Source organism: Pseudomonas sp. MIL9 (assembly GCF_016887925.1).
Taxonomy (GTDB): domain Bacteria; phylum Pseudomonadota; class Gammaproteobacteria; order Pseudomonadales; family Pseudomonadaceae; genus Aquipseudomonas; species Aquipseudomonas mohnii.
In genome coordinates this window covers 1-25058 of sequence record NZ_JAFEHE010000009.1, presented here as the reverse complement: position 1 = coordinate 25058, position 25058 = coordinate 1, and the positions used below count along the sequence as shown (strand labels likewise).

The window sequence follows — 25058 nt, the reverse complement described above, 5'->3', positions numbered from 1 at the left end:
TGTTACAGACCTTCGAAATCGAGTTCGACATCAGCCTGGGCCTTGACGATGCGCTCGAGCATCTCGCCCAGTTGTTCTTCACTCTTGTCGCACATCCAGCGATCGCTCTCTTCGTCGTAATCGAAGTGGAAACCACCGGACACCGCCGCGAGCCACAACTGCCGCAACGGCTCTTGTCGACTGAAGATCAACTGAGTTCCGTTTTCGAACTTGACGGTGAGCACACCGGCCGAGCTTTCCAGATCGATATCCAGGTCGCTGTCGTCAAAGATGTCCTCCAACGTCTGTTGGGTGGCATCGACCAGGTCATGGAAACGCGCTTCGGACAAACTCATTACGGCAACCTCAAAAAGTGTCTGATCAGGCTCAAGCGCCGCAAGATACGACCGAGGCCTCCCGATTGCAAAGGATAACGCCCAGCAACCCCAATCTGTGAGAGCGAGCCTGCTCGCGATGACGCTGCCACATTATGGTCAACAGAAACACCGCTATCGCGAGCAAGCTCGCTCCCACAAGGATTGCATGATACCGACCGGCATCGAGCCGAGGCCCGCCGGACGGGAGCCCCGTCGCATAGGCAAGCCGCCGGGCGGCCGGTATACTCCGGCGCAATTAATGCATTTTCAAGGATTTCGCCATGAAGCGCCTGATCTCTTCCCTTGCTGCGCTCCTCGCGGTTGCCTGCCTTGTGTCGGCCTGCGGTCAAAAAGGCCCGCTGTACCTGCCCGACGAAGACCAGGACCCTGCGGCACAGGCCCAGTCCTCGCAAAAGCCTGCCTCCAAGGCGCACAAGCACGACGTCTACCAATAAGGGAACCTCATGGACGCTTTTAACTACCGTGACGGTGAACTGTTCGCGGAAGGTGTTGCCCTGTCTGCTATCGCCGAGCGCTTTGGTACACCGACTTACGTTTACTCCCGCGCCCACATCGAAGCCCAGTACCTGGCTTTCGCCGATGCGCTGGCGGGCATGCCGCACCTGGTCTGCTTCGCGGTCAAGGCCAACTCCAACCTGGGTGTACTGAATGTCCTGGCGCGTCTGGGCGCCGGTTTCGACATCGTTTCCCGTGGCGAGCTGGAACGCGTACTGGCCGCCGGCGGCAGCGCCGACAAGATCGTGTTCTCCGGTGTCGGCAAGACCCGTGACGACATGCGTCGCGCCCTGGAAGTCGGCGTGCACTGCTTCAACGTCGAGTCCACCGACGAGCTGGAACGCCTGCAAGTGGTGGCCGCCGAACTGGGTGTTCGTGCGCCGATCTCGCTGCGCGTGAATCCGGATGTCGATGCCGGGACTCACCCGTACATTTCCACCGGTCTCAAAGAAAACAAGTTCGGCATCGCCATTGCCGATGCCGAAGACGTGTACGTGCGCGCCGCGCAGCTGCCGAACCTGGAAGTGGTCGGCGTCGACTGCCATATCGGCTCGCAACTGACCACCCTGCCGCCCTTCATCGACGCCCTCGATCGCCTGCTGGGCCTGGTCGACCGCCTCGGCGATTGCGGCATTTACCTGCGCCACATCGATCTCGGTGGCGGCCTGGGCGTGCGTTATCGCGATGAAGAGCCGCCATTGGCTGCCGACTACATCAAGGCCGTGCGCGAACGTCTTGACGGTCGCGACCTGGCGCTGGTGTTCGAACCGGGCCGCTTCATCGTGGCCAATGCCGGCGTGCTGCTGACGCAGGTCGAGTACCTCAAGCACACCGAACACAAGGATTTCGCCATCGTCGACGCGGCCATGAACGACCTGATCCGCCCGGCGCTGTACCAGGCCTGGATGGACGTCACGGCCGTGCGCCCGCGCAACACGGCCGGTCGCGCCTACGACATCGTCGGCCCGATCTGCGAGACCGGCGACTTCCTGGCCAAGGATCGTGAATTGGCCCTGGAAGAAGGCGATCTGCTGGCCGTGCATTCGGCTGGCGCCTACGGGTTTGTCATGAGCTCCAACTACAACACCCGTGGCCGTGCCGCTGAAGTGTTGGTGGACGGTGATCAGGCGTTTGAAGTGCGTCGCCGTGAAACGGTAGCCGAGTTGTTTGCTGGCGAAAGCCTGCTGCCGGAGTAAAACCATGCTGCTGCGTTTTACCAAAATGCACGGCCTGGGCAACGACTTCATGGTCCTCGACCTGGTCAGCCAGCACGCGCATATTCTGCCCAAGCACGCCAAGCTTTGGGGTGACCGACACACCGGTATCGGTTTCGACCAGCTGCTGATCGTTGAAGCGCCCAGCAACCCGGACGTGGATTTCCGTTATCGGATCTTCAACTCCGACGGCTCTGAAGTGGAACAGTGCGGCAATGGTGCGCGCTGTTTCGCCCGCTTCGTGCTCGACAAGCGCCTGACCGCAAAACGGCAGATCCGTGTCGAAACCAAAAGTGGCATCATCGAGCTGGACGTGCGCAGCGACGGGCAGATTGGCGTGAACATGGGCGCCCCGCGCCTGGTACCGGCCGACATCCCGTTCCAGGCACCCGAGCAGGCCCTGAGCTATCAGGTCGACGTCGATGGCACACCGGTAGAACTGGCCGCCGTGTCCATGGGCAATCCCCATGCGGTTCTGCGGGTCAGCGATATCAACAACGCACCGGTCCATGAACTGGGGCCGAAAATCGAACATCACCCGCGCTTCCCGGCACGGGTCAATGTCGGTTTTCTCCAGGTCATCGACCGGGGCCGCGCGCAGCTGCGCGTCTGGGAGCGTGGCGCCGGGGAAACCCAGGCCTGCGGCACCGGCGCCTGTGCCGCCGCAGTGGCCGCGATCAGCCAGGGGTGGATGGATTCGCCGCTATTGATCGACCTGCCTGGCGGGCGCCTGTCCATTGAATGGGCAGGCCCTGGCCACCCGGTCTTGATGACCGGCCCGGCAGTCCGTGTATATGAAGGACAAGTGCGTCTTTGAGTGAGCCAAAGCCATGACCGATAAGCCTCAGGTACCCGCCCGACAGTCCGACGAATCCCCGTCCGAGAGCCTGGAGGCGGCGGCAATTGCCGCGTACCTGGAGGCTCATCCGGACTTCTTCGTCCAGCATGAAGAACTGCTGCCGGCCTTGCGCATTCCCCACCGGCGCGGCGATACCGTGTCGCTGGTCGAGCGCCAGATGACCATCCTGCGTGACCGCAACATCGAGTTGCGGCACCGTCTCTCGCACTTGATGGACGTGGCCCGCGACAACGACCGGTTGTTCGACAAGACCCGCCGCCTGATCCTTGCACTGATGGATGCCGCCAGCCTGGAAGACGTGGTGATGTCCGTCGAAGACAGCCTGCGCCAGGACTTCCAGGTGCCTTTTGTCAGCCTCATCCTGCTCGGCGACAACGCCATGCCGGTCGGCCGCTGGGTGACTCATGCCGAGGCACAAGTGGCCATTGGCGGCTTGTTGCAGGAAGACAAAAGCGTCAGCGGCAGCCTGCGCGAGCACGAGCTGGACTTTCTGTTCGGCGAAGAGCAGCGCAAGCAGATCGGTTCCACCGCCGTCGTAGCCATCAGCCATCAGGGTATCCACGGCATCCTGGCCATCGCCAGCCGTGATCCGCAGCATTACAAAAGCTCGGTGGGCACCCTGTTCCTGAGCTACATCGCCGAAGTCATGGGCCGCGTGCTGCCACGGGTCAACAACTCCCTGCGCTCGGTACGCTGAACATGGAACGGCAACTGGACGCTTACTGCGAACACCTGCGCAGTGAGCGACAGGTGTCGCCGCACACGCTTTCGGCCTATCGTCGCGACCTCGACAAGGTGCTGGGCTGGTGCGTCAAACAGAACATCGGCAGCTGGGCGGCGCTGGACATCCAGCGTCTGCGTAGCCTGATCGCTCGCCTGCATGCCCAGGGCCAGTCCTCCCGCAGCCTGGCGCGACTCTTGTCGGCGGTGCGCGGGCTCTATCACTACCTGAACCGCGAAGGCCTGTGCGACCACGACCCGGCCAACGGCCTGGCGCCACCCAGGGGCGAACGCCGCCTGCCGAAAACCCTCGACACTGACCGCGCGCTGCAATTGCTTGAAGGCGGTGTGGAGGATGATTTTCTGGCACGCCGCGATCAGGCGATACTTGAGCTGTTCTACTCTTCCGGGCTGCGCCTGTCGGAGCTGACCGGACTGAATCTTGATCAGCTTGATTTGGCGGATGGCATGATCCAGGTGCTCGGCAAGGGCAGCAAAACCCGTCTGCTGCCGGTGGGCAAAAAGGCGCGCGAGGCATTGGAGCTCTGGTTGCCATTGCGGGCATTGGCCAATCCAACGGACGACGCGGTGTTTGTCAGCCAGCAAGGCCGGCGACTGGGCCCACGGGCGATTCAGCTGCGGGTAAAAGCCGCTGGCGAACGGGAACTCGGGCAAAACCTGCACCCGCACATGTTGCGCCACTCCTTCGCCAGCCACTTGCTGGAGTCCTCCCAGGACCTGCGGGCGGTGCAGGAACTGCTCGGCCATTCGGACATCAAGACCACGCAGATCTATACCCACCTGGACTTCCAGCACCTGGCCACGGTCTATGACAGTGCTCATCCACGGGCCAAACGCATTAAAGGCGATGATTCATGACTCTCCAACTGATCACCTTCGACCTCGACGACACCCTGTGGGACACCGCGCCGGTGATCGTCAGCGCCGAAGCCATATTGCGTGAATGGCTGGCTGAACACGCACCGAATCTGGGCGCGGTGCCGGTGGAACACTTGTGGGCCATTCGCGAACGCATCCTGAGCATCGAGCCTAACCTCAAGCACCGCATCAGCGCCCTGCGCCGCCGGGTGCTGTTCCAGGCGCTGGAAGAAGCCGGTTACGCCCATACGGAAGCGTCCGACCTGGCCGATCAGAGTTTCGAAGTGTTTCTGCATGCCCGGCATCAGCTGGAAATCTTCCCTGAGGTACAACCGACCCTGGAAGTGCTGGCCAACCATTACACCCTCGGCGTAGTGACCAACGGCAATGCCGATGTGCGGCGCCTGGGGCTGGCGGATTATTTCAAGTTCGCGTTATGCGCCGAAGACATCGGCATCGCCAAACCTGACTCTCGATTGTTCCATGAGGCGCTGCAGCGTGGTGGCGCCACTGCCGAGACGGCGGTGCACATCGGTGACCACCCGGGCGACGACATTGCCGGCGCCCAGCAAGCGGGGCTGCGGGCGATCTGGTTCAACCCGGCCGGCAAGGGCTGGGAAGCGGACCGGTTGCCGGATGCCGAGATTCGCAGCCTGACCGAGTTGCCGGCGTTGCTGGCGAGCTGGACCAAGGCCTCGAACTGACAAGGAAACCTGTGCGAGCTTGCTTGCGATGAGGGCGCAACATTCAAAATAAAGGTTGCCTGACACTCCGCCATCGCGAGCAAGCTCGCTCCCAGAGGGATCACCACCGTTTTCATCTTTTTGTTTCAGGCATGAAAAAGCCCGCAGCGACGGCGGGCTTTTTCAGCAAGCAAGGAAACAGGCTTAGATAGGCCGGCTGCCGTACTTGTTATCAGGCTTCTTGGGAGGATCGGCGACCACATTGGCCTCCACTTCCTGAACCTTGCCGCCACGAGCCAGGAACTCTTCCATGGCCTTGGCCAGGGCGTCGCGTTCCTTGTTCTTGGCTTCGACACTTGGCAGCTCATCGACCGATACCGCTGCCTTGGCTTTGCCTTTGGCGGTCGGAACCGGCGCATCACCGCCGTCATCTTCAGCGACATCTTCCGCCGCCGCTTCCAGACCTTCTTCGGTTTCGTCGTCGTCGCCTACTTCGAGGTCGTCGTTTTCCAGATCATCGTCGCTCATGTTCTACCTCATGACTTGCGAAAAGCAGATTAGTTATAGCCCAGCTTTGCCCTCTGTCGAAGGCTGCCGGAAAAAAATCAACAGCCGCTGCTGACCAGCGGTTATGCCCCTTCACCGTGCACGGTGGCGAGGACTTTACGAGCACCGCCGTGATCACGGTGCTCGCCCAGATAAACGCCTTGCCAGGTCCCTAACGCCAATCGGCCTGCCGATATCGGCAGACTGAGCTGACAGCCAAGCACACTGGCCTTGAAGTGCGCCGGGAGGTCGTCCAGGCCTTCGTCGTTATGCTCATAGCCGTCTGCTCCTTGTGGGATCAGACGATTGAAAAACCGTTCGAAGTCGCGACGTACCGCCGGATCGGCGTTCTCGTTGATGGTCAACGACGCCGAGGTATGCTGTAGCCACAAATGCAGCAGACCAACCCGACACGCCCTGAGTTCAGGCAAGCCGGCGAGTAACTCGTCCGTTACCAGATGAAAGCCCCGGGGCCTCGCCCGCAGAGTAATCAGAGTCTGTTGCCACATACAGTTCTCCGCACGTTCGGGGCGCATTCTAGCGCGCTCTGGGAAAAAACAAAGGCCCTAATATTCCTTCAATCCTGTAAGCAATCGGCGGCACAAAAACCCGCGTCGCAAACAGTGCAAAAGCTGTCAGAAAAAACCTTTCAGCGCTTCCCTTAACGACAAAATCCGGACAAAAAAATGCCCGGCAAGCCGGGCAAGTTTTCTCATGCGCGTGCTTACAAGTTGTAGCCGCGTTCGTTGTGAAGCGCCAGATCGATACCGACGGCTTCTTCTTCCTCGGTGACACGCAGACCCATGACGGCATCCAGCACCTTGAGAATGATGAAGGTGACGATCGCGGTGTAGATCACCGTGAAGCCCACGCCTTTGCATTGAATCCAGACTTGTGCGGCGATGTCGGTGACGGTACCGAAGCCACCCAGGGACGGTGCAGCGAAAACACCGGTCAGGATTGCACCGAGGATACCGCCGATACCGTGCACGCCGAAGGCGTCCAGGGAATCGTCATAGCCGAGTTTGCGTTTCAGGGTCGTGGCGCAGAAGAAGCACACCACGCCTGCTGCCAGGCCGATCACCAGAGCGCCCATAGGGCCTACGGTGCCGGCCGCCGGAGTAATGGCCACCAGGCCTGCAACCACACCCGAAGCGATGCCCAGTGCGCTTGGTTTGCCGTGGGTGATCCACTCGGCGAACATCCAGCCCAATGCAGCAGCGGCGGTTGCGATCTGGGTCACCAGCATCGCCATGCCGGCAGTGCCGTTGGCCGCCGCAGCGGAACCGGCGTTGAAACCGAACCAGCCGACCCACAGCATCGCCGCACCCACCAGGGTATAGCCAAGGTTGTGCGGCGCCATTGGGGTAGTCGGGAAGCCTTTACGCTTGCCCAGCACCAGGCAGGCAATCAAACCGGCCACACCGGCGTTGATGTGCACCACGGTGCCACCGGCGAAGTCCAGCACGCCCCAGTCCCACAGCAGGCCGCCGTTACCGGACCAGACCATGTGCGCAATCGGTGCATAAACCAGAGTGAACCAGACGCCCATGAAAACCAGCATCGCGGAGAACTTCATCCGCTCGGCGAAGGCACCGACGATCAGCGCCGGGGTGATGATGGCGAAGGTCATCTGGAAGGTGACGAACACCGCCTCAGGGAACAGGGCCGCAGGGCCGGTCAGGCTGGCAGGGGTGATGCCGGCGAGGAACGCCTTGCCCATGCCGCCAAAGAACGAGTTGAAGTTGATGACGCCTTGTTCCATGCCGGTGGTGTCGAACGCGATGCTGTAGCCATAAATGACCCACAGGACGCTGATCAGACCGGTAATGGCGAAGCACTGCATCATCACGGAAAGAATGTTTTTCGACCGAACCATGCCGCCGTAGAACAGCGCGAGGCCGGGAATGGTCATGAACAGCACGAGGGCTGTCGAGGTCAACATCCAGGCGGTATCGCCGGAGTTGAGGACTGGAGCCGCCACTTCGTCTGCCGCCATGGCCAGGCCGGGCATTACGATGGACAACAGGGCTCCTAGCCCTGCGAATTTACGCAGAGTCATATTGTTTTCTCCTGGGGCGTTGGGTTTGTGGCGGCTTAGATTGCGTCGGTATCGGTTTCGCCGGTACGGATGCGAATCGCCTGTTCCAGATTGACCACGAAGATCTTGCCGTCACCGATCTTGCCGGTGTTGGCGGCCTTGGTTATCGCCTCGATAACCCGGTCGAGATCCTTGTCGTCAATGGCGACATCAATCTTCACCTTTGGCAGGAAATCGACCACGTACTCCGCGCCACGATACAGCTCGGTGTGTCCCTTCTGCCGACCGAAGCCTTTGACCTCAGTGACGGTAATGCCCTGCACGCCGATCTCGGACAACGACTCGCGCACATCGTCCAACTTGAACGGCTTGATGATGGCAGTGACTAGCTTCATGAAAACTCTCTCCCGAATTGGTGGACTTGCCCCAGGAAAACAAACCCGTCTCAAGTCTAAGCGCAGTGCCTGGCTTTGTAACGCATCGTCGACCTTACTTGCCCGTCCGACGCCAGCTACCCGCTCCTTACGAAACACTTCCCGTGCTCCGCTTGGCGCACTGCATTCGTCACATCGACTGCATCAGTGCATGGGTCACTACGGTCTAAGCAGAAAGCTTGCCATCTCCACAAAACGTACTGTTTTCAAGCCTTTACCAGCAGATGGCAGCGACTTCGCAACAACACCGCACGGGTTACGCACAACAACGGTGCGATGCCGTCCGTCCCCATGCGCGAAAAGCGTGCATCCTTTGCCCGCGAAATGACTATAGACACTCCGTGATACACTGCCGGCCATTGTTATCAGGACCTTTCCCATGCTCGCGCCCAAAGACTTCCTCGACGCCCTGACGGGCACCGCCTCCCGTCTCTTCAGCGGCGACACCCCATTGCCAAAAAGCGAAATCGAAAGCCAGTTCAAGGCCCTGCTGCAAAGCGGCTTCAGCAAACTGGATCTGGTGAGCCGGGAAGAGTTCGATAGCCAGATGGTCGTGCTGGCGCGGACGCGGGCACGGTTGGAAGCACTTGAAACGAAGGTCGCGGAGATGGAAGCGAAGCTCAATCCGCCTGCCGAATAACGTCTCACTCCTCAATGGTTAACCCCATCACGCCGTGTAAGCGAGCCTGCTCGCAACAAGGCCGTAACGACCGTCAGATTTATCTGTAGGAATTGCCGAGACTGCTGGCTTCAAGCCCGCAAGAGTCCCGGCAACATCCTACGAACCTCTCATCCGCCGTCTGATTGCGCCGCAAATCCACCCTTTCTAAGCTCAGCTTTCAAATGACTCATTTGAACGCGAGCGCTGAATCCGCACGAAAAAAATCTAGCCCGCAGTCAATATTAGTTATTGATACCAATGGAATGTTCATATCACTGCCACCCTTGCCAACAGGTAATTTTTTTCGGCAGGTCATATCTGACTTATAAAAACAAAGGAGCAGCAATGATGATTAACTCAACAAGCAATCCTGGAGTTGAAAGCGGTCTAGCACTGACTGGATCAAAAATGATGACACTCAATCCTGATGGAAATACAGGCATCAACCAGAAAACTTCCCAAGCCCCAGCTGATGTAAGTCGCAGCACTACTGTTTCCACGATGGCGAATCAATTAAGCGAGGCCTCATTACGTGCTCAGGCCCGAGATGCACGCCTGACCAGAGTGGAGCTGGAGTCGCTGGCTAGAAACACAGTCAATGAGCTCCTAAGCCCGTACTATACTGCAAACAAATTGAAACACGACACCGAAGTTCCTGACACAGACGACCCCACGTTATTAGCACGCGCCGAAAAAGCAACTTTATATACAAGAGGACTGGCCAGTAATCCATTTTCGGGAATGCCGGCGGATCAACTGGCTTTAATTACATACGATGACAGCGGCACGTTTACCGTCAATGAAAGACGGGCAGCGCTGGAAGAGTCAGACAAACAAGAATTCGCATGGAGGCAAAAAGTTGTTGCCGAGGCAGAGCATGAATACAACACCACCGGAAAACTGACCAAATTCTTCCAAAGCGTCCTTGACCATTACAAAGGCTTACCTCAAATAGAACAAGCAGAGTACCCGAGCGACTACGAATCCAGACTTAATGATTTGATAGCTTTAGATTTTAACTACTTGACGCATGTCGCAGAAGGCAAAAAGAAGATCGACATAGAAAGCTTTATACTAAAAATTCTAAAGGGTGATAGCAACCTGCCTGACGACGAACATTCTTCCTCAAAGCAGCCTCAGCCAAGCGAGAGATCCTGAGCCAGCCAAGTAGGCCACCTATATTTTCCCACACGCAGCAATGCAAGAACTGACACTTTCCACCAACACTAGCGCATCGCACATCAATGTCTCTTCAAAGAAATTAAACGATGGAATGTTTGTGGCGAGGAGCGCTCCCCTCGCCACAGAATCAATACGCTGCCCGTGGAACGGCGCAACATCCTGCGAAAGTTTGTTGCCCGGGTCATCACACCGAAACGCCTTCCCACAACTACCCTTCAAAAACCCGCAGGAAGCGGCCCCCGTACAACCCAAGGAACGACCATGTCCCTCTCCATCGTCCACAGCCGCGCCCAGATTGGCGTGGATGCCCCCGCCGTCACCGTCGAAGTTCATCTGGCCAATGGCTTGCCGTCGCTGACCATGGTCGGCCTGCCCGAAGCGGCGGTGAAGGAGAGCAAGGATCGGGTGCGCAGTGCGATCATCAATTCAGGTCTGCAATTCCCCGCGCGACGCATCACGCTGAATCTGGCGCCAGCAGATTTGCCCAAGGATGGCGGAAGGTTCGATCTGGCGATTGCCCTGGGGATTCTTTCGGCCAGCGTGCAGGTGCCGACGTTGACGCTCGATGACGTGGAATGTCTGGGTGAGCTGGCCCTGTCAGGCGCAGTGCGTGCCGTGCGGGGCGTGTTGCCGGCGGCACTGGCCGCGCGCAAGGCAGGGCGTTCGTTGATGGTGCCGAGCGCGAATGCCGAGGAGGCGTGCCTGGCGTCGGGTTTGAAGGTGATTGCGGTGGATCATCTGCTGCAGGCCGTGGCGCATTTCAATGGACACACGCCGGTAGAACCCTATGTCTCCGATGGATTGATCCACGCCAGCAAACCCTACCCCGACCTGAACGAAGTGCAGGGTCAGCAAGCCGCCAAACGGGCGTTGCTGATTGCAGCGGCGGGCGCGCATAACCTGCTGTTCAGCGGGCCTCCGGGAACGGGCAAGACGCTGCTGGCGAGTCGCCTGCCAGGGCTTTTGCCGCCCCTGGCCGAGTGCGAAGCACTGGAAGTGGCGGCGATTCAGTCAGTCACCAGTTGCGTCCCGTTGAGTCATTGGCCGCAACGCCCCTTCAGACAACCGCACCACTCGGCTTCAGGCCCGGCGCTGGTCGGTGGCGGCTCGAAACCGCAACCCGGTGAAATTACCCTCGCCCACCACGGTGTTTTGTTTCTCGATGAGCTTCCAGAGTTCGACCGCAAAGTACTGGAGGTGTTAAGGGAGCCGCTGGAGACTGGCAGGTGGTATTCTCACACTTTTCCAAACGTCACAGGAAGCCCGGAATGCCTACTGCCTACGCTTATATCCGCTACTCGTCTAAGGCCCAAGGTGAAGCCGGTAGGGACTCCGTAGACCGTCAAATGGCCTCAATCCAAGCCATTACAAAGCAACAAGGTATTAAGTTGCCGCCCGAGAATATCTACTCGGATACGGGCATATCTGCACACGACGGAAGCAACAAGAGAAAAGGAAAACTAAAAGAACTCATTGATATGATTAGTGATATGCATATCAAGGAAGGCGACTACATATTCGTTGAAAGTATCGACCGCCTTAGTCGCCAAAGACTTCTACAAGCAAAAGAACTGGTCAATGGCATCCTTGAAAAAGGTGTTATTTTAATAACGACTATTGATGGTCAACGATATGAAAAACCAAACGAAACAAACCGTATTGATGACCTACAACAAGATATTCTTTTAAGTGTTATCGCAAAGCGAGCATACGAAGAAAGTAAGACGAAATCAGTTCGTAGAAAATCCGCATGGAATAGAGCCAAGAAGTTAGCCGAAGAAGAAAAAGTCATTTTTAACGCCCATAATCCACCATATGGAATTCGATATAATACAGAGCTTAACTGCTTTGAAATCGAGGAAGAAGAAGCTCAGGAAATAAGAGATTTCTTTGAGAGCTTGAAATATGTTGGCGTGTCATTATCAATTAAAAAGCTCAATGCTTATTCAAAACGAAAATGGTCAAGTAGAAATATAAAGCATCTAATAGATACGAAATACGTTCTCGGTGCTTACATGGCTCAGCGAAGAGACGAAAACAAAAAGAAAGTATTTGAACGATACATTGAAAATTATTATCCGCAAATCGTTTCATATGAACTGTTTAATGAAGCAATAGCGGCAATGAAAAACAGAGCACAAAGAAAAAACTATGGCAACCAAAGTGTTGGAAGTCTGAACATTTTCCGTCACAGCATCAAATGTGATTGCTGTGATGCATCTATGCTTTTTGAAAAACAAACAAACCCCAAGGGCGTCGTTTATCCATATTTTCAATGCTACACACGCAAAGAGTTAAAAAATGGATGTGACCAACCACGCTTCCGTTTTGACTTGGCTTTTGGGTTATTTCTTGAACTCATATATCAATCCACGACACATGAAGACTTCGACGTTCATCCGTGGCAAAACGAAATCGAAGACACTGGAATTCAATATGAATGGATAACTCGCGAAAGCGGTATGAAGTATCGCCTTCCAACACAGGAAGATATTGACGAGGAAGAACGAACAGAAAACTTTAAAGAGTTACTAATCAAGCTCCTGTCAAACAGAGAAACCCAAACCAAAGACAACAAGAAAATTGTTGAACTGAACAACCTTTTGCTTGAACAAAAAAGTTACAGAGACAACCTAATGAAATCTTTTGCTGGCTTCACCAGCGGCGTTATCCCAAAAGAATTCTTAGAGGTAGTTAGCAAAACAGAAGCAAATATCAACGACATTGAACAAAACCTTGCAGAACTACAAACACAAATAAACATCAAGAAAACCACTATAAACATTTACTCGGAAAACGACATAATTGATTTGTATAAAACAGAAGATGGCCGCTTAAAAATAAATCAATTCTTTGTTGCTAATGACATCACTTTTAAATTCAACTTCGACAAAACAACAAGAACTTTGTTTGCTAAGATTTTCCAGAATGGCTTTGAAATTGACCGCATAGCAAAACAGTTCAGCCTACATAATCCACTTAAAGAGTTTGGCATCAATAATCTCAACGAATACTTTAATTGACGCCATCATAATCAAAGTAGGCTGCCTAAGTAGGTGGCCTTTTTTATGTCTGCTATACGTTACTATACGCTGCTACACACAACTAGCACGCCACCTACTCATTCTTGAACACTATACAAACTTGAAAACATTTTAATATATGGTAACTTGATATTAGTAGTTTGAATTCTTTATATGCGAGCAATGTAAATGTATAGCACCTCACTTCGTTCGTTGCTTACATTTACGCTCGATTTTTCGCACTACGTTTGAAAAATTAAAATCAAAAACAAATCAACAACCATGAGGAATGTATGAGTGATAATAAAAAACCAAGACAAATGAATGTAAGAATATCCGAAAGTGATTACATCAAAATTGAACACCAAAGAGAACTGATAAATAAAAGCCAGTCCGGCTTTATTTCTCACGTCGTCAATAATGGCATCAATGAAATTATTGAAATCACCAATCCTGAGCTTAGACAAGACATTGATAGAATTGAAAAGCTACTAGGACAATATGGCAACAACCTAAATCAAATAGCCAAATACCTTAACGCAAAAGAAGAACCACCTCTTGATATTCTGCAAGCAATAACTGCTCTCGACAAAAACATAAATATACTTACCACGAAATTGAACAAAATGAAAAAGGAGAAGTTAACCATTGTAGGTAAGTCATGATACGCAAAAAACTCAGCACTCAAAAATCAAAATCAGCCATTTACAAAACGGCCAAGTATTTCAACAAAGAAGATGGGTGCGTATTATTCGAGTCCAACATGCACACGCCTTTGAATGCTTCAAAGAAAGATATTGCGAAAGCAATATCACAATCAATTGAAAGCGATATTACTGACAGCAAGAAAGGTAGAAAGCAATCAGTTAGAACCCAGCACGATGTTGTTAGCTTTCATACGAATGACAATGTTACACCAGAGCAAGCCCGAGATATTGCAAAAGAACTTTATGAGGCCACGCATAAACTTTCAAACAGAAAGTATTCGTTAGGCGTTCACATTGATACAGATGAGGTTCATGTTCATATTGTATGGGCAATAAAAGACTTTGATGGTAAATGCTACAACGTCAGCAATGACTATCGCAAGATAGAAAGAGAGTGCGAACATCTAGAAAAGAAACACAACTTGATTGCTCCCAAAAACAGAATATCAAGAGACATTGATACCTTGAACAATAATTCAAAATACAAAGACAAAACAGCGGAGCAAAAGAGAGACTTAATAAATAAAAAATACGCCGACAAAAAACCATCATCGAATGAACGCATGCTTGAAATACGTGGGATTATTTCTAATAAAGAAGAAATGAAGACTGACTTAAAAGTTTTCCTGCAACAGTCGAGCTCTCCGAGTGACTTCATAAACAAAATCACAGATAACGGATACAACGTTATCTATAATGGGAGAACTTCCTTTGCCATTCAACATGAAGACCAGATATTCAAAGCATCCGAGCTTGGCCTATCTTACAAAACACTTAAAGCAAAACTAGGTGATGACACTGGCTTTGAGCAGACTTTGAAAAATAAGCACAACGTTAAGAAATACGAAGATTGTTCTATTGTTTCCGATGAAGCAGAACCCGACTACATGAAAAAGATTAAGCCGAACTCAGTGCTTGCCACCAAGTTCAAGTTTATTCAGCATAGTGACAAGGTTGAATATTTCTATAATTCAGCCAGCAGCAAGAAATCATTCGAGTATTACAAAGACCCGTCAAAAGTTTCATTCCATGATTTATCAAGACAGTCAGCAAAGGCTGGCATTCAAAGGCTTGTTGCTGACGCCAAACCACCACAATCATTCACAGTGAATGGCCCTAATTTCTTTAAGAAAAATATATGGCTTGAATTTCAGTTAATGGGATTGGAAGCCAAAGGGTTCAAGCTTGAAGGTTACAAACCTACACCAGCAGATTTAGACGAATTGAAGAAAATTCAGGAGCAATATGCTTCGATGAATAAGAAGCCAGAACCAAAACCACAACCAGCACCAAAATTCCCAACGGTGGCCGTAGAAGCACCTAAGCCAGTTGAGCCTGTCATTGCTCCACCCGTCATACCTACACCTGTTCAAACCACACCAGAGAAGCCAGCAGAACCTACAAAGCAGGTTGAACAAGAACAGGTTGCAGCCAACAATGACGACTTGATAGATGAGTTGATGAGAGAGTTTGAAACACCCAACCATATACCAGACGCACAAGCTCCTAGGGAAGCCATAGAACCATCAAAATCAGTCGAGCCTGTCGTAGATGACCTTTACACATCGATGGCACCAGAGCCGCTTCCAGAGCCTGAAAATCACAAGATTGAAGGTGTCTATTCAACATACTCTAATGATGAACTTGTTGAAGCGTTTGAAGGTATACAGAAAAAGCTTGATAAAACACTATTTACTGGAAACAGTAAAAGCGACATTGCGGGCCATAGATACATGGACAAACAAAATCTTATCTATGAGAGAAAAGGTGAAATTAAACGCCAATATAATTTAAGACAGGATTTTTATAAGATGTTTGATGAAATTAGTGAAAGAGACCCAACGGCAGCAAAACAGCTTGAACAAGCTTTTAAAGCACATATGGCAAACAAAAGAGCGGTAGCGTTTGACTTAAAACCACAGTTAAAAAAATAGCCCTATCAGGGCTTTTATTTGTCTTGGGCTTGAAAGTTCCTAATCCCCACTTGTAGCATTACATCTTTATTGAACCCGTTAACACGGCTTACATTCAAATACTCTTTCATGCAGTCATTTAAAAAACGAGACAAGGGAAACTTGTGTTCTTTTGCGACCAATTTGAATTGATTGAGTATTTCAGCGTTCAGTACAACTGTACAAGGCTTTAAGCTTGATTTTGTCTTTTTCATGGTGCCCCTTTTTATTTATATATATTTATTAGAGCACAAATTAAAGTATAGTCAAATAAATACATATTTTTGATGACAAAATTCGGGCACGAAAAAACCAGCATTAGCTGGCTGATAGTCTATCCGACCGATTACATCTTCAAGCAGTTATCCCAATACTCATACGGAACCTTACTTTGGTCTACTAACGCTTTGAACTCGCCATCCACGGTATCATAAAATAAATCGCATTCACTATTGTTGTGTATGTTTCTAATGTTTTCATACATACCATCGATGCCCAATTTTTTAATGAATTTTAAAACTTCTTTTTTTCCGCTAGCCACTCTTATTAATTTCATATTGATTATTCTCCCATGTCCTAGCTTCAATATAACATGGCATTCTAGCAAATCAATAGATAAGTATGTATTTATTAGATGACCGCACTATCAAGCGATGATGCATCGATAATCTTGCAAGTGGATTTAATATCAATCACTTCGTTCGTTTCCAAATCAATTATGTATTTACCTATTAGGCTTTTGCCAAATACATCGCCCAGCAAATCATTTTTCATAATTTGAATTTCATTAAAAACCCTCCTTATTTTAAGCTTTCCATTAACAAACATAGAGAAGCCTATAAAGTCGTTTCTTTCAACAAACATGAACGCCTTATCAAGAGCTTCATTTTTTCCTTTCAAGAATGATTTTCTTTTAAGTTCTCGCCATAATGAAAGCGTATTTTTAACTCCGAACATTGCGTATCGACGAACAGACCATAAAGCTTGAACAGCCCTCACTTTTTTATGATTTGAGATTTCTAGCTTGTCAATATTTAACACGCCGTCTTTCAGTTCAAAGTCCATGCTAAATGACTTAGTTAGATACTTCATCACGTATGATGTTGCCTTGCTTTTCTTTGTGTCAATCTCTTCTATTCTTACGGCGTTTTCCGAGTGTCTAAAATGCTTGTTAATCAAGATTACTAGTTCATCATAATGTTTCTTATTAACATACATTAAAGCATGCTTGTGAAAGCACTGGTCTTTGTGTGGCTCGACAGCCCAGAAACCATTCATCTCAATCTTATGTCTATGAATGTCTTTTCTAAAAGCATTCCATAAGCCTTTCAAGTAATCATTGCTATCCTTTGGGGTTGAACCGTCCCAAGAACTGGCACCTTTCGACGGCTTTGGGTGAAATCTTGCCGGAGCGGTGAAAGTGATAAATAGAGGCTTGTAGTCAAGTCGTTTGGCGTAGGTGTCCAACGATGAAACTTGAACATATATCTCAGCAAATCTTTGTTTTTCAGTGCTCACTACTTTTGATAGTGGGATTTTCTTATGGCCTTCATAAACAACGTATTTGCTCAATATATATTCATATTGTTTTTGTTCTGCGGCGTCTCTATCTCGAACAACTTCATCACTACAAATCTCAAATGTTCGACCTGAACCAATCAACCCTGAGTGCAGCTTCATAAGTTCGTTTCTTTGTTTTTGTATTCTTTTTATTTGTGATTTGAGTTTTCTTTCATCGGCAATATTGATGAGCTTGTCTTTTATAGCTGACCCTTTAATATCCTTTATTTTGATACCATAACCAATATCCCAATCATTTTTTATGCGTGAAAAAATACTCTCGCCGGATTCATCGTTTTTAAGGTTTCTCTGCTTTATTATCAGTTGCTCTTGAATTCTCTCGAAAACAAACGCGATATTTTTTACAATTTCGTTCAAGTCGCCATTAAGAACGTATTTATTTTGTATTTTCCAGCATTTATATTCGCCGCAATTGGCAACCCAGTTGAACTTATCCTTAATGCTTTTTATTTCCTTGGCTAATCTTGAACATTTTCTTTTTGATGAGTTATTTAGCTTATTTTCAAAATACTCTTTTGAAGTCATCTTTTTTTCGATGGCTCGCTCAAAAAAATACTGCCTTTCACATTCTGCAAAGAAGAATTCAGGGGTGAGATTTTTAAGGGTTATGCGTTGTGGAATAAATATCATGCAAGCTTTTATTGTTCATTACTAATATAAATAGCATGCCGAGCATGATTGTCAAATAAATACATAGTTTCTAACATCAACATTGAAAAGAGTTGATTTTTTTGAAAATTAAAAACGTCCAAGAAAACCTATAAAATCAGCTTGCGACACTTATTTAAGAGTTATCCAAGAAGAGCAAAATCAAAAGCATCTGAGAATTGCGAACCAAGTTCGCATATAAAAATCAAAAGCATTCTTGGCAATAAAATTCCCAAAAATCAAAACTTATGAAAGTGCCGTTTTTAATTGATTTACTATCTGATGCGTATGCTAATACAGAGAATAAAAAGAAGCCGCTTTTTACCTATTTCTGTTGACGCACGAAAAAAGTGCATTGAGTTTTTTATAGTTTTTTATGTCATTTTTTTGAGTTTTCATTTTCTTGGACAGTCGTATTTGGGCTTAAAATCAATGAAAAACCTTGTCAATAGAAAACCAAAAATAAATTCAGGGTCTGACCTTAAACATCGAATAGAGGTCAACCATATTCTTTAATATTTCACGAATATGAATTGACCATCCACTGCATTCATCTGGTCATTTTGAACGCCTGAACAAGTTCAACCGTTCAAAACGCCCCCCATTAACCGTTAGGCTTTGCTTTTGAAAAAACCTTCTTGAAAATATAAATTAATAACCAAGCAGATATAGAAATCAAGAATATGAATATGAACGGCACCATACGTTGCACCTGACTGGAGTCATAGGTCCCATTCATAGATGAGTTAACGGCAAGAGCCAAGTTTATTAAAATGACTAAAAACGACCCATACGTCAAAAACTTTAATGTCTTCATTTTTCACTCTCTGCTAGTCGATTTTTCGGAAGGCGAACAAAAATAGGCGAGAAGCCCAGATACTAAAATCACTGGCCCCAATATATAAGTTACTTGGACGCCAATATAAGAGACGGTGCACCATATTAAAATATAAAGTGCCAATGCCCCTAAGCATATTACTAACGATTTTTCATATATCCATTTTTTCATCATAGCAAGTCCCTTGTTTTGATGCCAAAACGATAGCATTTTTCATCATCTCAGCATAGAGGTGCGTTGTGCCGGATGTTGTTATGCCATCATTGACCGAGTAAAATAGTCGTGAGTAACAACATCGCCTAAGCTTTAATATGGAGGTTTGAAGTATGAATTATGGTGTTATACGTGAGTTAAATGATATTCAAAGAATATTTGAAGAATGCGGCCCAGAGAAGGCTGGTGAAATTATACGGAAGCAAGCTCTTGATGGTAATTTACTATGTCAGGTTTTCCTGTCAGGAGCTGGCCTTCAAATCTCCGAGGAAATGCGAAGCGACAGCATCAAAAATGATATTGAAGTTTTCACAAAAATGGCTGCGGAAAATGGAGACGTCGGCTCTCAATTCAACTTGGCACTTTTTTATATCAAGAGAGTTAACCTTACACAGGAATACTTCTCTGATAAAGATGTCCAAAATTTGAGAGAGGCAAAGCGGTGGCATTATCAAGCTGCCTCCCAAGGTTTCTCTCCCTCTATTAAGTCGATTGAGAATCTTAAATCCATCTTTGACCTGATTTAAGGGTAGCCCTTAAAAGGTGCCCAAGCTCGCTTGGTGCCTTTTGGGGCTGCTGGTTTCTATGTGTGAGATTCACCCCTACCATTCGAGTCGGGCCATATCGTGATTTCCCGGGCGAAGGATCGCGTGCGATTCCCGGCACGTTTTCAGCTGGTGGCGGCAATGAATCCGTGCCCCTGTGGATATCTTGGCGAACCCACCGGCCACTGCTCCTGCACGCCGGACATGGTTCAGCGCTATCGCAACAAACTGTCCGGGCCCTTGCTGGATCGGATCGATTTGCACCTGACGGTTGCGCGGGAGGCCACGGCGCTGAATCCGACGGTGAAACCCGGAGAGGACAGCGCCAGCGCGGCGGAGCGGGTCGCTGAAGCCCGTGAACGCCAGCAAAAGCGTCAGGGGTGCGCCAACGCCTTTCTTGATCTACCGGGGCTGCGCCGGCATTGCAAGTTATCCACAGTCGATGAGAACTGGCTGGAAACGGCCTGTGAAAGGCTGACCCTGTCGCTGCGCTCGGCGCATCGGCTGCTGAAGGTGGCGCGAACCTTGGCGGATCTGGAGCAGGTCGACGGGATCAGGCGCGAGCATCTGGCGGAGGCATTGCAGTATCGGCCGGCGACGCAGTAAGTGCGGGCATCGCGTCGACCCTATCGCGGGCAAGCCACGCTCCCACAGGCTCAGTGTCGTTCACAACATTCCAGACCAACAAAAACCTGTGGGAGCGTGGCTTGCCCGCGATGGCGATTTCAGCTGCACATCAACGAAACCGGTCAACCTCTGATCGCAAATCCGCCGCCAGCTTCTCCAACTCTTTGGCAGTGACCGCCAGGTTCGACACCACTTCCCGCTGCTCGCTATTCGCCAGGGCACTGCTTTGCAAGTTGCTGCTGAGCAGGGTCGCGGTGCTGCTCTGCTCCTGGGTCGCCGTGGTGATCGCGGCGAATTGCTGGCCGGCCGAACGACTTTGCTCGTCGATACGCGCCAGTGCGGAGGCGACGTTGGCGTTGCGCGACAAGCCTTCCTGCATCAGAACATTGCCCTGCTCCATGGTGCTGATGGCGTTGCCGGTTTCCTGCTGGATGCTCTGGATCATCACGGAAATCTCGTCCGTGGCCTGACGGGTGCGCGAGGCCAGGTTGCGCACCTCATCGGCCACCACGGCAAAGCCACGCCCCTGCTCACCGGCACGCGCCGCTTCGATCGCAGCGTTAAGCGCCAACAAGTTGGTTTGCTCGGCGATCGAGGTGATGACGCCAACGATGCCGCCGATTTCCTGGGAGCGCTGGCCCAAGGTGTTGATCACCGTCGCGGTGCTGTTCAGTGCACCGGCGATTTGCTCCAGGGACGAGGACGCTTCATCCATCGACGTACGACCGATCTGCGTTTGCTGGGCGTTTTCCTGGGCCAGACGCTGGGTGTTGCCCATGTTGTCGGCGATGTTCAGGGAAGTGGCGCTGAACTCCTCCACGGCACCGGCCATGCTGGAGATCTCGCCCGATTGCTGCTCCATCCCTTCATAGGCACCGCCGGACAAACCGGACAAGGCCTGGGCGCGACTGTTGACCTCCTTCGAAGCATTGCGGATGTGCTCGACCATGGTCGACAACGCTTGGCTCATCTGGTTGAACGCGCGGGCCAACTGGCCGATTTCGTCGTTACTCGACACACTTAGGCGCACGCTCAAATCACCGGCACCCAAGGCCTCGGCCTGACGCACCAGATCACCCAACGGCGCCAGTTTGCTGCGCAACAGCCAGACCGCCGCGCCGACCGCCAGCAACATCGCCAACAGACTGCCGATAGCCAACTGGATACCGACACTCCAGGTCACAGCGCTGATTTCGGTTTTCGGCATGCTCGCCACCACCGACCACGGGCCGCCTTCAAACGGCACGGCAATGCTGTAGAAGTCTTCGGACTTGTCGCTCCAGAACCGGCCTTTGCCTGGCACCTTGGCCAGGGCCACGACCGCCGGGACGGCCTGATCCAGCGCTTGCACACCGGCAATCGGCACCAGCCATTTGTTCTGCTCGTCCAGCAGCGCCAGAGAACCGGTCTGGCCGATGCGGAAACGCTTGAGGTTTTCGAACTGCGCGTTCTGCGCGTCGGTGTAATCGAAGCCCACGAACAGCACGGCAATCACCTTGCCGCTGCTGTCCCGTACCGGGGTGTATTGCGTCATGTAGGAGCGATCGAACAGCAAGGCACGCCCGACATAGCTCTGCCCCGCCATCAGGCGTGCATAGGCCGGGTGAGCATGATCAAGCATCGTGCCGATGGCCCGGCTGCCGTCCTGCTTGCTCAGGGACGTGCTGACCCGGATAAAGTCTTCGCCGCTGCGCACGAACACCGTGGCCACACCGGCAGTCATCTGCTTGAACTCGTCCACTTCCCTGAAGTCGTTGTTCAGCACATCGCCGCCCAGGTGCAGGCCCGGAGTCTGCGAGCCGGCCACCGTCACCGGCTCATCCGGGTGCAGGCTCAGGCCGGCGCTGAAACGCTTCTCGAACAGGCCCGCCAGGCGCTGGGTACTTTCGCGCAGCGTACCGTGGAAGGTGCTCAACTGATCGGCCAGCAATCGGGCTTCGCTCGCCAGATGCTCTTCGCGGGTGGCCAGGTTGGCGGCGTCCAGCGAACGCAGGGCGAACAAGGTACTTGCGCTGATGACAGTTACCAGAATCACAGCGAGCGCAAGGCCCAACTGCGAGGCGATCCGGGCACGAGGTTGAGACATGACGGCTCCTGGCCGAGCGCCCGGATCATCCTGATCGCAACGCACACTCAGCAAAATTTCTGATAATGGGGGAAAGCGTCGAACCTGCACGAAGGTCCCACTTGCAGATTTTCGGCGGCGGGAGGGAATACTTGAGTAATAAACCCGGATATTGCTTAAGGCCGCCATTGCGGCGGCTCTATCGTTTCAGCTCAAGTGCTCGACATCCGGCAATTCCATCGCCCGGACTTCACTTTGCAGGAAATCGCTGAGCCGACGCATACGCTCGCCACCGGGACGGGTTTTCGGCCAGACCAGGTAATAACACTCGCCGCTGGCGACCGCCGTCGGCCATGGCAGGCTCAAGCGTCCCTGCGCCACATCCTCCGCCACCATCAGCAGATCCCCCATGGACACGCCGTAGCCGCGGGCGGCCGCGATCATGCCCAGTTCCAGCGTATCGAACACCTGGCCCCCCTTGAGTGACACTTGATCGGCCAGGCCCATGCGCTCCAGCCAGTTACGCCAGTCGCGCCGGTCCGGTGTCGGGTGCAGCAACTCGGTGTTCGCCAGGCGTGCCGCGTCCCAGGGCTGATCGCTCGGCAGGTTGGGCGCGCCCACCGGGATCAGTTCCTCGAGAAACAGATAACTCGCCTCCCAATCCGGCGGGAAGTGCCCGTTGCTCAGCAACACGGCACAGTCGAACGGCTCGTCGTTGAAATCCACCGAATCGACATCCATCCAGGCGCTGGTCAATTGCACCTCGTTGCCCGGTTGCAAATGGCGGAAGCGACTCAGGCGCGCCAGCAACCAGCGCATGGTCAGGGTCGACGGGGCTTTCATGCGCAGGATGTCGTCTTCGGCGCGCAGGGTGTTACAGGCGCGCTCCAGTGCGGTGAAGCCCTCGCGGATGCCCGGCAACAGCAAGCGAGCCGATTCGGTCAGTTGCAGATGGCGGCCACTGCGATGAAACAAGCGGCAGGCAAAGTGCTCTTCGAGCGTACGAATGTGCCGGCTGACCGCACTCTGGGTGATCGACAGTTCTTCAGCCGCTCGCGTGAACGAACTGTGACGCGCCGCAGCTTCGAATGCGCGCAAGGCATACAAGGGAGGAAGACGACGTGACATTGGGAAAGCTCCTACAGCGGGATTAGGCCACCCTAGCAGAAACTCTCCAGCATGAGTTTTAATCATGCCACCCATCCTTTTTATCCCTTTGTGCATTCCGCGCAGAGCGCCGAGAATCGACGCTTTCCTGTCCTCTTTGATTAACGAGCGTGATGACCATGCAGCATCCAGCGCGTATTGAACTCTGGGCCATCCTGCGGCTGGCGGGGCCGTTGATTGCCTCGCAGTTGGCGCACATGTTGATGGTCCTCACCGACACCTTGATGATGGCGCGCCTGAGTCCCGAGGCACTGGCCGGTGGCGGACTCGGCGCGGCGACCTATTCGTTCGTGTCGATTTTCTGCATCGGCGTCATTGCGGCGGTCGGCACCCTGGTGGCGATCCGTCAGGGTGCCGGCGATATCCTCGGCGCGACCCGGTTGACCCAGGCCGGGTTGTGGCTGGCGTGGCTGATGGCGCTGGTCGCCGGTTTGCTGTTGTGGAACCTGAAACCAGTGCTGCTGCTGTTCGGCCAGACGGAAATCAACGTCCAGTCGGCGGGTCAGTTTCTGATCTTTCTGCCGTTCGCCCTGCCCGGCTACCTGAGCTTCATGGCCTTGCGTGGCTTCACCAGCGCCATCGGCCGGGCCACGCCAGTGATGGTGATCAGCCTGGGCGGTACGGTGGCGAACTTCCTGCTCAACTACGCCCTGATTACCGGCATGTTCGGCCTGCCGAAACTGGGGCTGATGGGGATTGGCCTGGTCACGGCGATTGTCGCCAACCTCATGGCCCTGGCATTGGCGCTGCACATTCGTCGGCATCCGGCTTACGACGCCTATCCGCTACGTCATGGCCTGCTGCGGCTCAACCGGCCGTACCTGAAAGAGCTGTGGCGCCTGGGCCTGCCGATTGGCGGCACCTACGCGGTGGAGGTCGGGTTGTTTGCCTTCGCGGCGCTGTGCATGGGCACCATGGGCAGCACGCCATTGGGAGCGCACCAGATCGCCCTGCAGATCGTTTCGGTGGCGTTCATGGTGCCGGCGGGGATTTCCTACGCGATCACCATGCGCATCGGCCAGCACTACGGCGCCGGGCAACTGCCCGATGCACGACTGGCTGGCCGGGTCGGCCTCGCTTTCGGTGCCGCGGCGATGCTGTGTTTTGCGATGGTGTTCTGGCTGTTGCCGAACCAGTTGGTGGGGTTGTTTCTTGACCACAACGATCCGGCGTTTCGCGACGTCATCAACCTGGCGGTGAGCCTGTTGGCGGTGGCGGCGTGGTTCGAACTGTTCGACGGTACGCAAACCATCGCCATGGGCTGCATTCGTGGCCTCAAGGACGCCAAGACCACGTTCCTGGTCGGCCTGGCTTGCTATTGGCTGATCGGCGCGCCAGCGGCGTGGTGGATGGCGTTCGACCTGCAATGGGGGCCGACGGGCGTCTGGTGGGGCCTGGCGCTGGGCCTGGCGTGCTCGGCGGTGAGTCTGACGCTGGCGTTCGAGTGGAAAATGAAGCGCATGATTCGGCGGGACACAGCGTCAGAGCAGCGCTTCGGGGTTGCTCAGACCGACTGAGCCCCCTTGTAATTGAATGGACTCGCCCAAGCCGAGGCGTCTGTGCGCCACGGTGGCATTCTTATAGAAGCCAACGACAGCGAG

General features: G+C 52.5%; 21 protein-coding genes and 2 pseudogenes. 15 read left to right on the top strand and 8 right to left on the bottom strand.

Annotation, left to right across the window (positions count from 1 at the left end; genetic code table 11):
- Positions 1–2: 2 nt before the first annotated feature.
- Entirely contained in the window at positions 3–335 is a 333-nt protein-coding gene (cyaY, locus tag JQF37_RS11935; protein ID WP_090466405.1) for an iron donor protein CyaY, read from the bottom strand.
- A 302-nt stretch (positions 336–637) separates the two neighbouring features.
- Between cyaY and JQF37_RS11930 the strand changes: the two genes are divergently transcribed.
- From JQF37_RS11930 to JQF37_RS11905, 6 genes are read left to right on the top strand one after another with little or no spacing between them, the layout of a single operon-like run.
- Entirely contained in the window at positions 638–811 is a 174-nt protein-coding gene (locus tag JQF37_RS11930) for a lipoprotein (protein WP_047534942.1), read from the top strand.
- Positions 812–820: 9 nt separating this feature from the next.
- On the top strand, positions 821–2068 hold the full coding sequence (gene lysA / locus JQF37_RS11925; RefSeq protein WP_130205642.1) for a diaminopimelate decarboxylase: 1248 nt from the start codon (positions 821–823) through the stop codon (positions 2066–2068).
- A 4-nt stretch (positions 2069–2072) separates the two neighbouring features.
- A complete protein-coding gene (gene dapF / locus JQF37_RS11920) occupies positions 2073–2903 on the top strand; it encodes a diaminopimelate epimerase (protein WP_047534948.1) in 831 nt (276 codons plus the stop codon).
- Between the two features lie 13 nt (positions 2904–2916).
- Entirely contained in the window at positions 2917–3642 is a 726-nt protein-coding gene (locus tag JQF37_RS11915; protein ID WP_130205640.1) for a DUF484 family protein, read from the top strand.
- Between the two features lie 2 nt (positions 3643–3644).
- On the top strand, positions 3645–4544 hold the full coding sequence (gene xerC / locus JQF37_RS11910) for a tyrosine recombinase XerC (RefSeq protein WP_130205638.1): 900 nt from the start codon (positions 3645–3647) through the stop codon (positions 4542–4544).
- A complete protein-coding gene (locus JQF37_RS11905; RefSeq protein ID WP_130205636.1) occupies positions 4541–5248 on the top strand; it encodes an HAD-IA family hydrolase in 708 nt (235 codons plus the stop codon). Before xerC ends, JQF37_RS11905 begins: the two co-directional genes overlap by 4 nt.
- A gap of 183 nt (positions 5249–5431) precedes the next feature.
- Here JQF37_RS11905 and sutA read toward each other — a convergent pair whose 3' ends face one another.
- The 4 genes from sutA to glnK all read right to left on the bottom strand — a co-directional run bounded on the left by sutA (position 5432) and on the right by glnK (position 8209).
- A complete protein-coding gene (gene sutA / locus JQF37_RS11900) occupies positions 5432–5755 on the bottom strand; it encodes a transcriptional regulator SutA (protein ID WP_007980816.1) in 324 nt (107 codons plus the stop codon).
- A gap of 101 nt (positions 5756–5856) precedes the next feature.
- On the bottom strand, positions 5857–6282 hold the full coding sequence (locus tag JQF37_RS11895; RefSeq protein ID WP_047534955.1) for a secondary thiamine-phosphate synthase enzyme YjbQ: 426 nt from the start codon (positions 6280–6282) through the stop codon (positions 5857–5859).
- 215 nt (positions 6283–6497) lie between these two features.
- Positions 6498–7835, bottom strand: coding sequence for an ammonium transporter (locus tag JQF37_RS11890; RefSeq protein WP_130205634.1), 1338 nt, complete (start codon positions 7833–7835; stop codon positions 6498–6500).
- A gap of 35 nt (positions 7836–7870) precedes the next feature.
- A complete protein-coding gene (glnK, locus tag JQF37_RS11885; protein WP_002555808.1) occupies positions 7871–8209 on the bottom strand; it encodes a P-II family nitrogen regulator in 339 nt (112 codons plus the stop codon).
- A gap of 418 nt (positions 8210–8627) precedes the next feature.
- Between glnK and JQF37_RS11880 the strand changes: the two genes are divergently transcribed.
- From JQF37_RS11880 to JQF37_RS11855, 6 genes and pseudogenes are all read left to right on the top strand, one after another.
- The gene (locus JQF37_RS11880) at positions 8628–8888 is read left to right on the top strand and encodes an accessory factor UbiK family protein (RefSeq protein ID WP_130205632.1); all 261 of its coding nucleotides are present in this window, start codon (positions 8628–8630) and stop codon (positions 8886–8888) included.
- A 366-nt stretch (positions 8889–9254) separates the two neighbouring features.
- On the top strand, positions 9255–10067 hold the full coding sequence (locus JQF37_RS31355; RefSeq protein ID WP_223272655.1) for a hypothetical protein: 813 nt from the start codon (positions 9255–9257) through the stop codon (positions 10065–10067).
- 285 nt (positions 10068–10352) lie between these two features.
- A pseudogene (locus JQF37_RS11870) lies at positions 10353–11315 on the top strand (YifB family Mg chelatase-like AAA ATPase); the annotation flags it as partial.
- A gap of 44 nt (positions 11316–11359) precedes the next feature.
- Positions 11360–13114, top strand: coding sequence for a recombinase family protein (locus JQF37_RS11865; RefSeq protein WP_044269875.1), 1755 nt, complete (start codon positions 11360–11362; stop codon positions 13112–13114).
- Positions 13115–13407: 293 nt separating this feature from the next.
- On the top strand, positions 13408–13779 hold the full coding sequence (gene mobC, locus JQF37_RS11860) for a plasmid mobilization relaxosome protein MobC (protein WP_044269803.1): 372 nt from the start codon (positions 13408–13410) through the stop codon (positions 13777–13779).
- Complete coding sequence (locus tag JQF37_RS11855; RefSeq protein ID WP_044269806.1) at positions 13776–15755, top strand: relaxase/mobilization nuclease domain-containing protein; 1980 nt, start codon at positions 13776–13778, stop codon at positions 15753–15755. The genes mobC and JQF37_RS11855 overlap by 4 nt, the downstream gene beginning before the upstream one ends.
- 648 nt (positions 15756–16403) lie before the next feature.
- On the opposite strand, the gene JQF37_RS11850 is transcribed toward JQF37_RS11855, so the two are convergent.
- Positions 16404–17984: a replication endonuclease gene (locus JQF37_RS11850; protein ID WP_044269811.1), complete on the bottom strand. Its 1581-nt coding sequence runs from the start codon at positions 17982–17984 to the stop codon at positions 16404–16406.
- A gap of 1182 nt (positions 17985–19166) precedes the next feature.
- Here JQF37_RS11850 and JQF37_RS11845 point away from each other — a divergent pair.
- The gene (locus tag JQF37_RS11845; RefSeq protein WP_044269814.1) at positions 19167–19580 is read left to right on the top strand and encodes a sel1 repeat family protein; all 414 of its coding nucleotides are present in this window, start codon (positions 19167–19169) and stop codon (positions 19578–19580) included.
- Between the two features lie 72 nt (positions 19581–19652).
- A pseudogene (locus tag JQF37_RS11840) lies at positions 19653–20204 on the top strand (ATP-binding protein); the annotation flags it as partial.
- Positions 20205–20334: 130 nt separating this feature from the next.
- Here the strand turns inward: JQF37_RS11840 and JQF37_RS11835 are convergent.
- Positions 20335–22311 (bottom strand): methyl-accepting chemotaxis protein, encoded by a 1977-nt coding sequence (locus tag JQF37_RS11835; RefSeq protein ID WP_130205618.1) that lies wholly within the window; start codon positions 22309–22311, stop codon positions 20335–20337.
- A 186-nt stretch (positions 22312–22497) separates the two neighbouring features.
- Complete coding sequence (locus tag JQF37_RS11830; RefSeq protein ID WP_130205616.1) at positions 22498–23418, bottom strand: LysR substrate-binding domain-containing protein; 921 nt, start codon at positions 23416–23418, stop codon at positions 22498–22500.
- Between the two features lie 158 nt (positions 23419–23576).
- On the opposite strand from JQF37_RS11830, the gene JQF37_RS11825 reads away from it, so the two are divergent.
- The gene (locus JQF37_RS11825; protein WP_130205614.1) at positions 23577–24974 is read left to right on the top strand and encodes a NorM family multidrug efflux MATE transporter; all 1398 of its coding nucleotides are present in this window, start codon (positions 23577–23579) and stop codon (positions 24972–24974) included.
- Positions 24975–25058: the final 84 nt, after the last annotated feature.

What these genes read in the sequence shown, in the direction of transcription:
- cyaY (WP_090466405.1), bottom strand. Translation starts at nt 335, where the DNA reads ATGAGTTTGTCCGAAGCGCGTTTCCATGACCTGGTCGATGCCACCCAA.
- JQF37_RS11930 (WP_047534942.1), top strand. Translation starts at nt 638, where the DNA reads ATGAAGCGCCTGATCTCTTCCCTTGCTGCGCTCCTCGCGGTTGCCTGC.
- lysA (WP_130205642.1), top strand. Translation starts at nt 821, where the DNA reads ATGGACGCTTTTAACTACCGTGACGGTGAACTGTTCGCGGAAGGTGTT.
- dapF (WP_047534948.1), top strand. Translation starts at nt 2,073, where the DNA reads ATGCTGCTGCGTTTTACCAAAATGCACGGCCTGGGCAACGACTTCATG.
- JQF37_RS11915 (WP_130205640.1), top strand. Translation starts at nt 2,917, where the DNA reads ATGACCGATAAGCCTCAGGTACCCGCCCGACAGTCCGACGAATCCCCG.
- xerC (WP_130205638.1), top strand. Translation starts at nt 3,645, where the DNA reads ATGGAACGGCAACTGGACGCTTACTGCGAACACCTGCGCAGTGAGCGA.
- JQF37_RS11905 (WP_130205636.1), top strand. Translation starts at nt 4,541, where the DNA reads ATGACTCTCCAACTGATCACCTTCGACCTCGACGACACCCTGTGGGAC.
- sutA (WP_007980816.1), bottom strand. Translation starts at nt 5,755, where the DNA reads ATGAGCGACGATGATCTGGAAAACGACGACCTCGAAGTAGGCGACGAC.
- JQF37_RS11895 (WP_047534955.1), bottom strand. Translation starts at nt 6,282, where the DNA reads ATGTGGCAACAGACTCTGATTACTCTGCGGGCGAGGCCCCGGGGCTTT.
- JQF37_RS11890 (WP_130205634.1), bottom strand. Translation starts at nt 7,835, where the DNA reads ATGACTCTGCGTAAATTCGCAGGGCTAGGAGCCCTGTTGTCCATCGTA.
- glnK (WP_002555808.1), bottom strand. Translation starts at nt 8,209, where the DNA reads ATGAAGCTAGTCACTGCCATCATCAAGCCGTTCAAGTTGGACGATGTG.
- JQF37_RS11880 (WP_130205632.1), top strand. Translation starts at nt 8,628, where the DNA reads ATGCTCGCGCCCAAAGACTTCCTCGACGCCCTGACGGGCACCGCCTCC.
- JQF37_RS31355 (WP_223272655.1), top strand. Translation starts at nt 9,255, where the DNA reads ATGATGATTAACTCAACAAGCAATCCTGGAGTTGAAAGCGGTCTAGCA.
- JQF37_RS11865 (WP_044269875.1), top strand. Translation starts at nt 11,360, where the DNA reads ATGCCTACTGCCTACGCTTATATCCGCTACTCGTCTAAGGCCCAAGGT.
- mobC (WP_044269803.1), top strand. Translation starts at nt 13,408, where the DNA reads ATGAGTGATAATAAAAAACCAAGACAAATGAATGTAAGAATATCCGAA.
- JQF37_RS11855 (WP_044269806.1), top strand. Translation starts at nt 13,776, where the DNA reads ATGATACGCAAAAAACTCAGCACTCAAAAATCAAAATCAGCCATTTAC.
- JQF37_RS11850 (WP_044269811.1), bottom strand. Translation starts at nt 17,984, where the DNA reads ATGATATTTATTCCACAACGCATAACCCTTAAAAATCTCACCCCTGAA.
- JQF37_RS11845 (WP_044269814.1), top strand. Translation starts at nt 19,167, where the DNA reads ATGAATTATGGTGTTATACGTGAGTTAAATGATATTCAAAGAATATTT.
- JQF37_RS11835 (WP_130205618.1), bottom strand. Translation starts at nt 22,311, where the DNA reads ATGTCTCAACCTCGTGCCCGGATCGCCTCGCAGTTGGGCCTTGCGCTC.
- JQF37_RS11830 (WP_130205616.1), bottom strand. Translation starts at nt 23,418, where the DNA reads ATGTCACGTCGTCTTCCTCCCTTGTATGCCTTGCGCGCATTCGAAGCT.
- JQF37_RS11825 (WP_130205614.1), top strand. Translation starts at nt 23,577, where the DNA reads ATGCAGCATCCAGCGCGTATTGAACTCTGGGCCATCCTGCGGCTGGCG.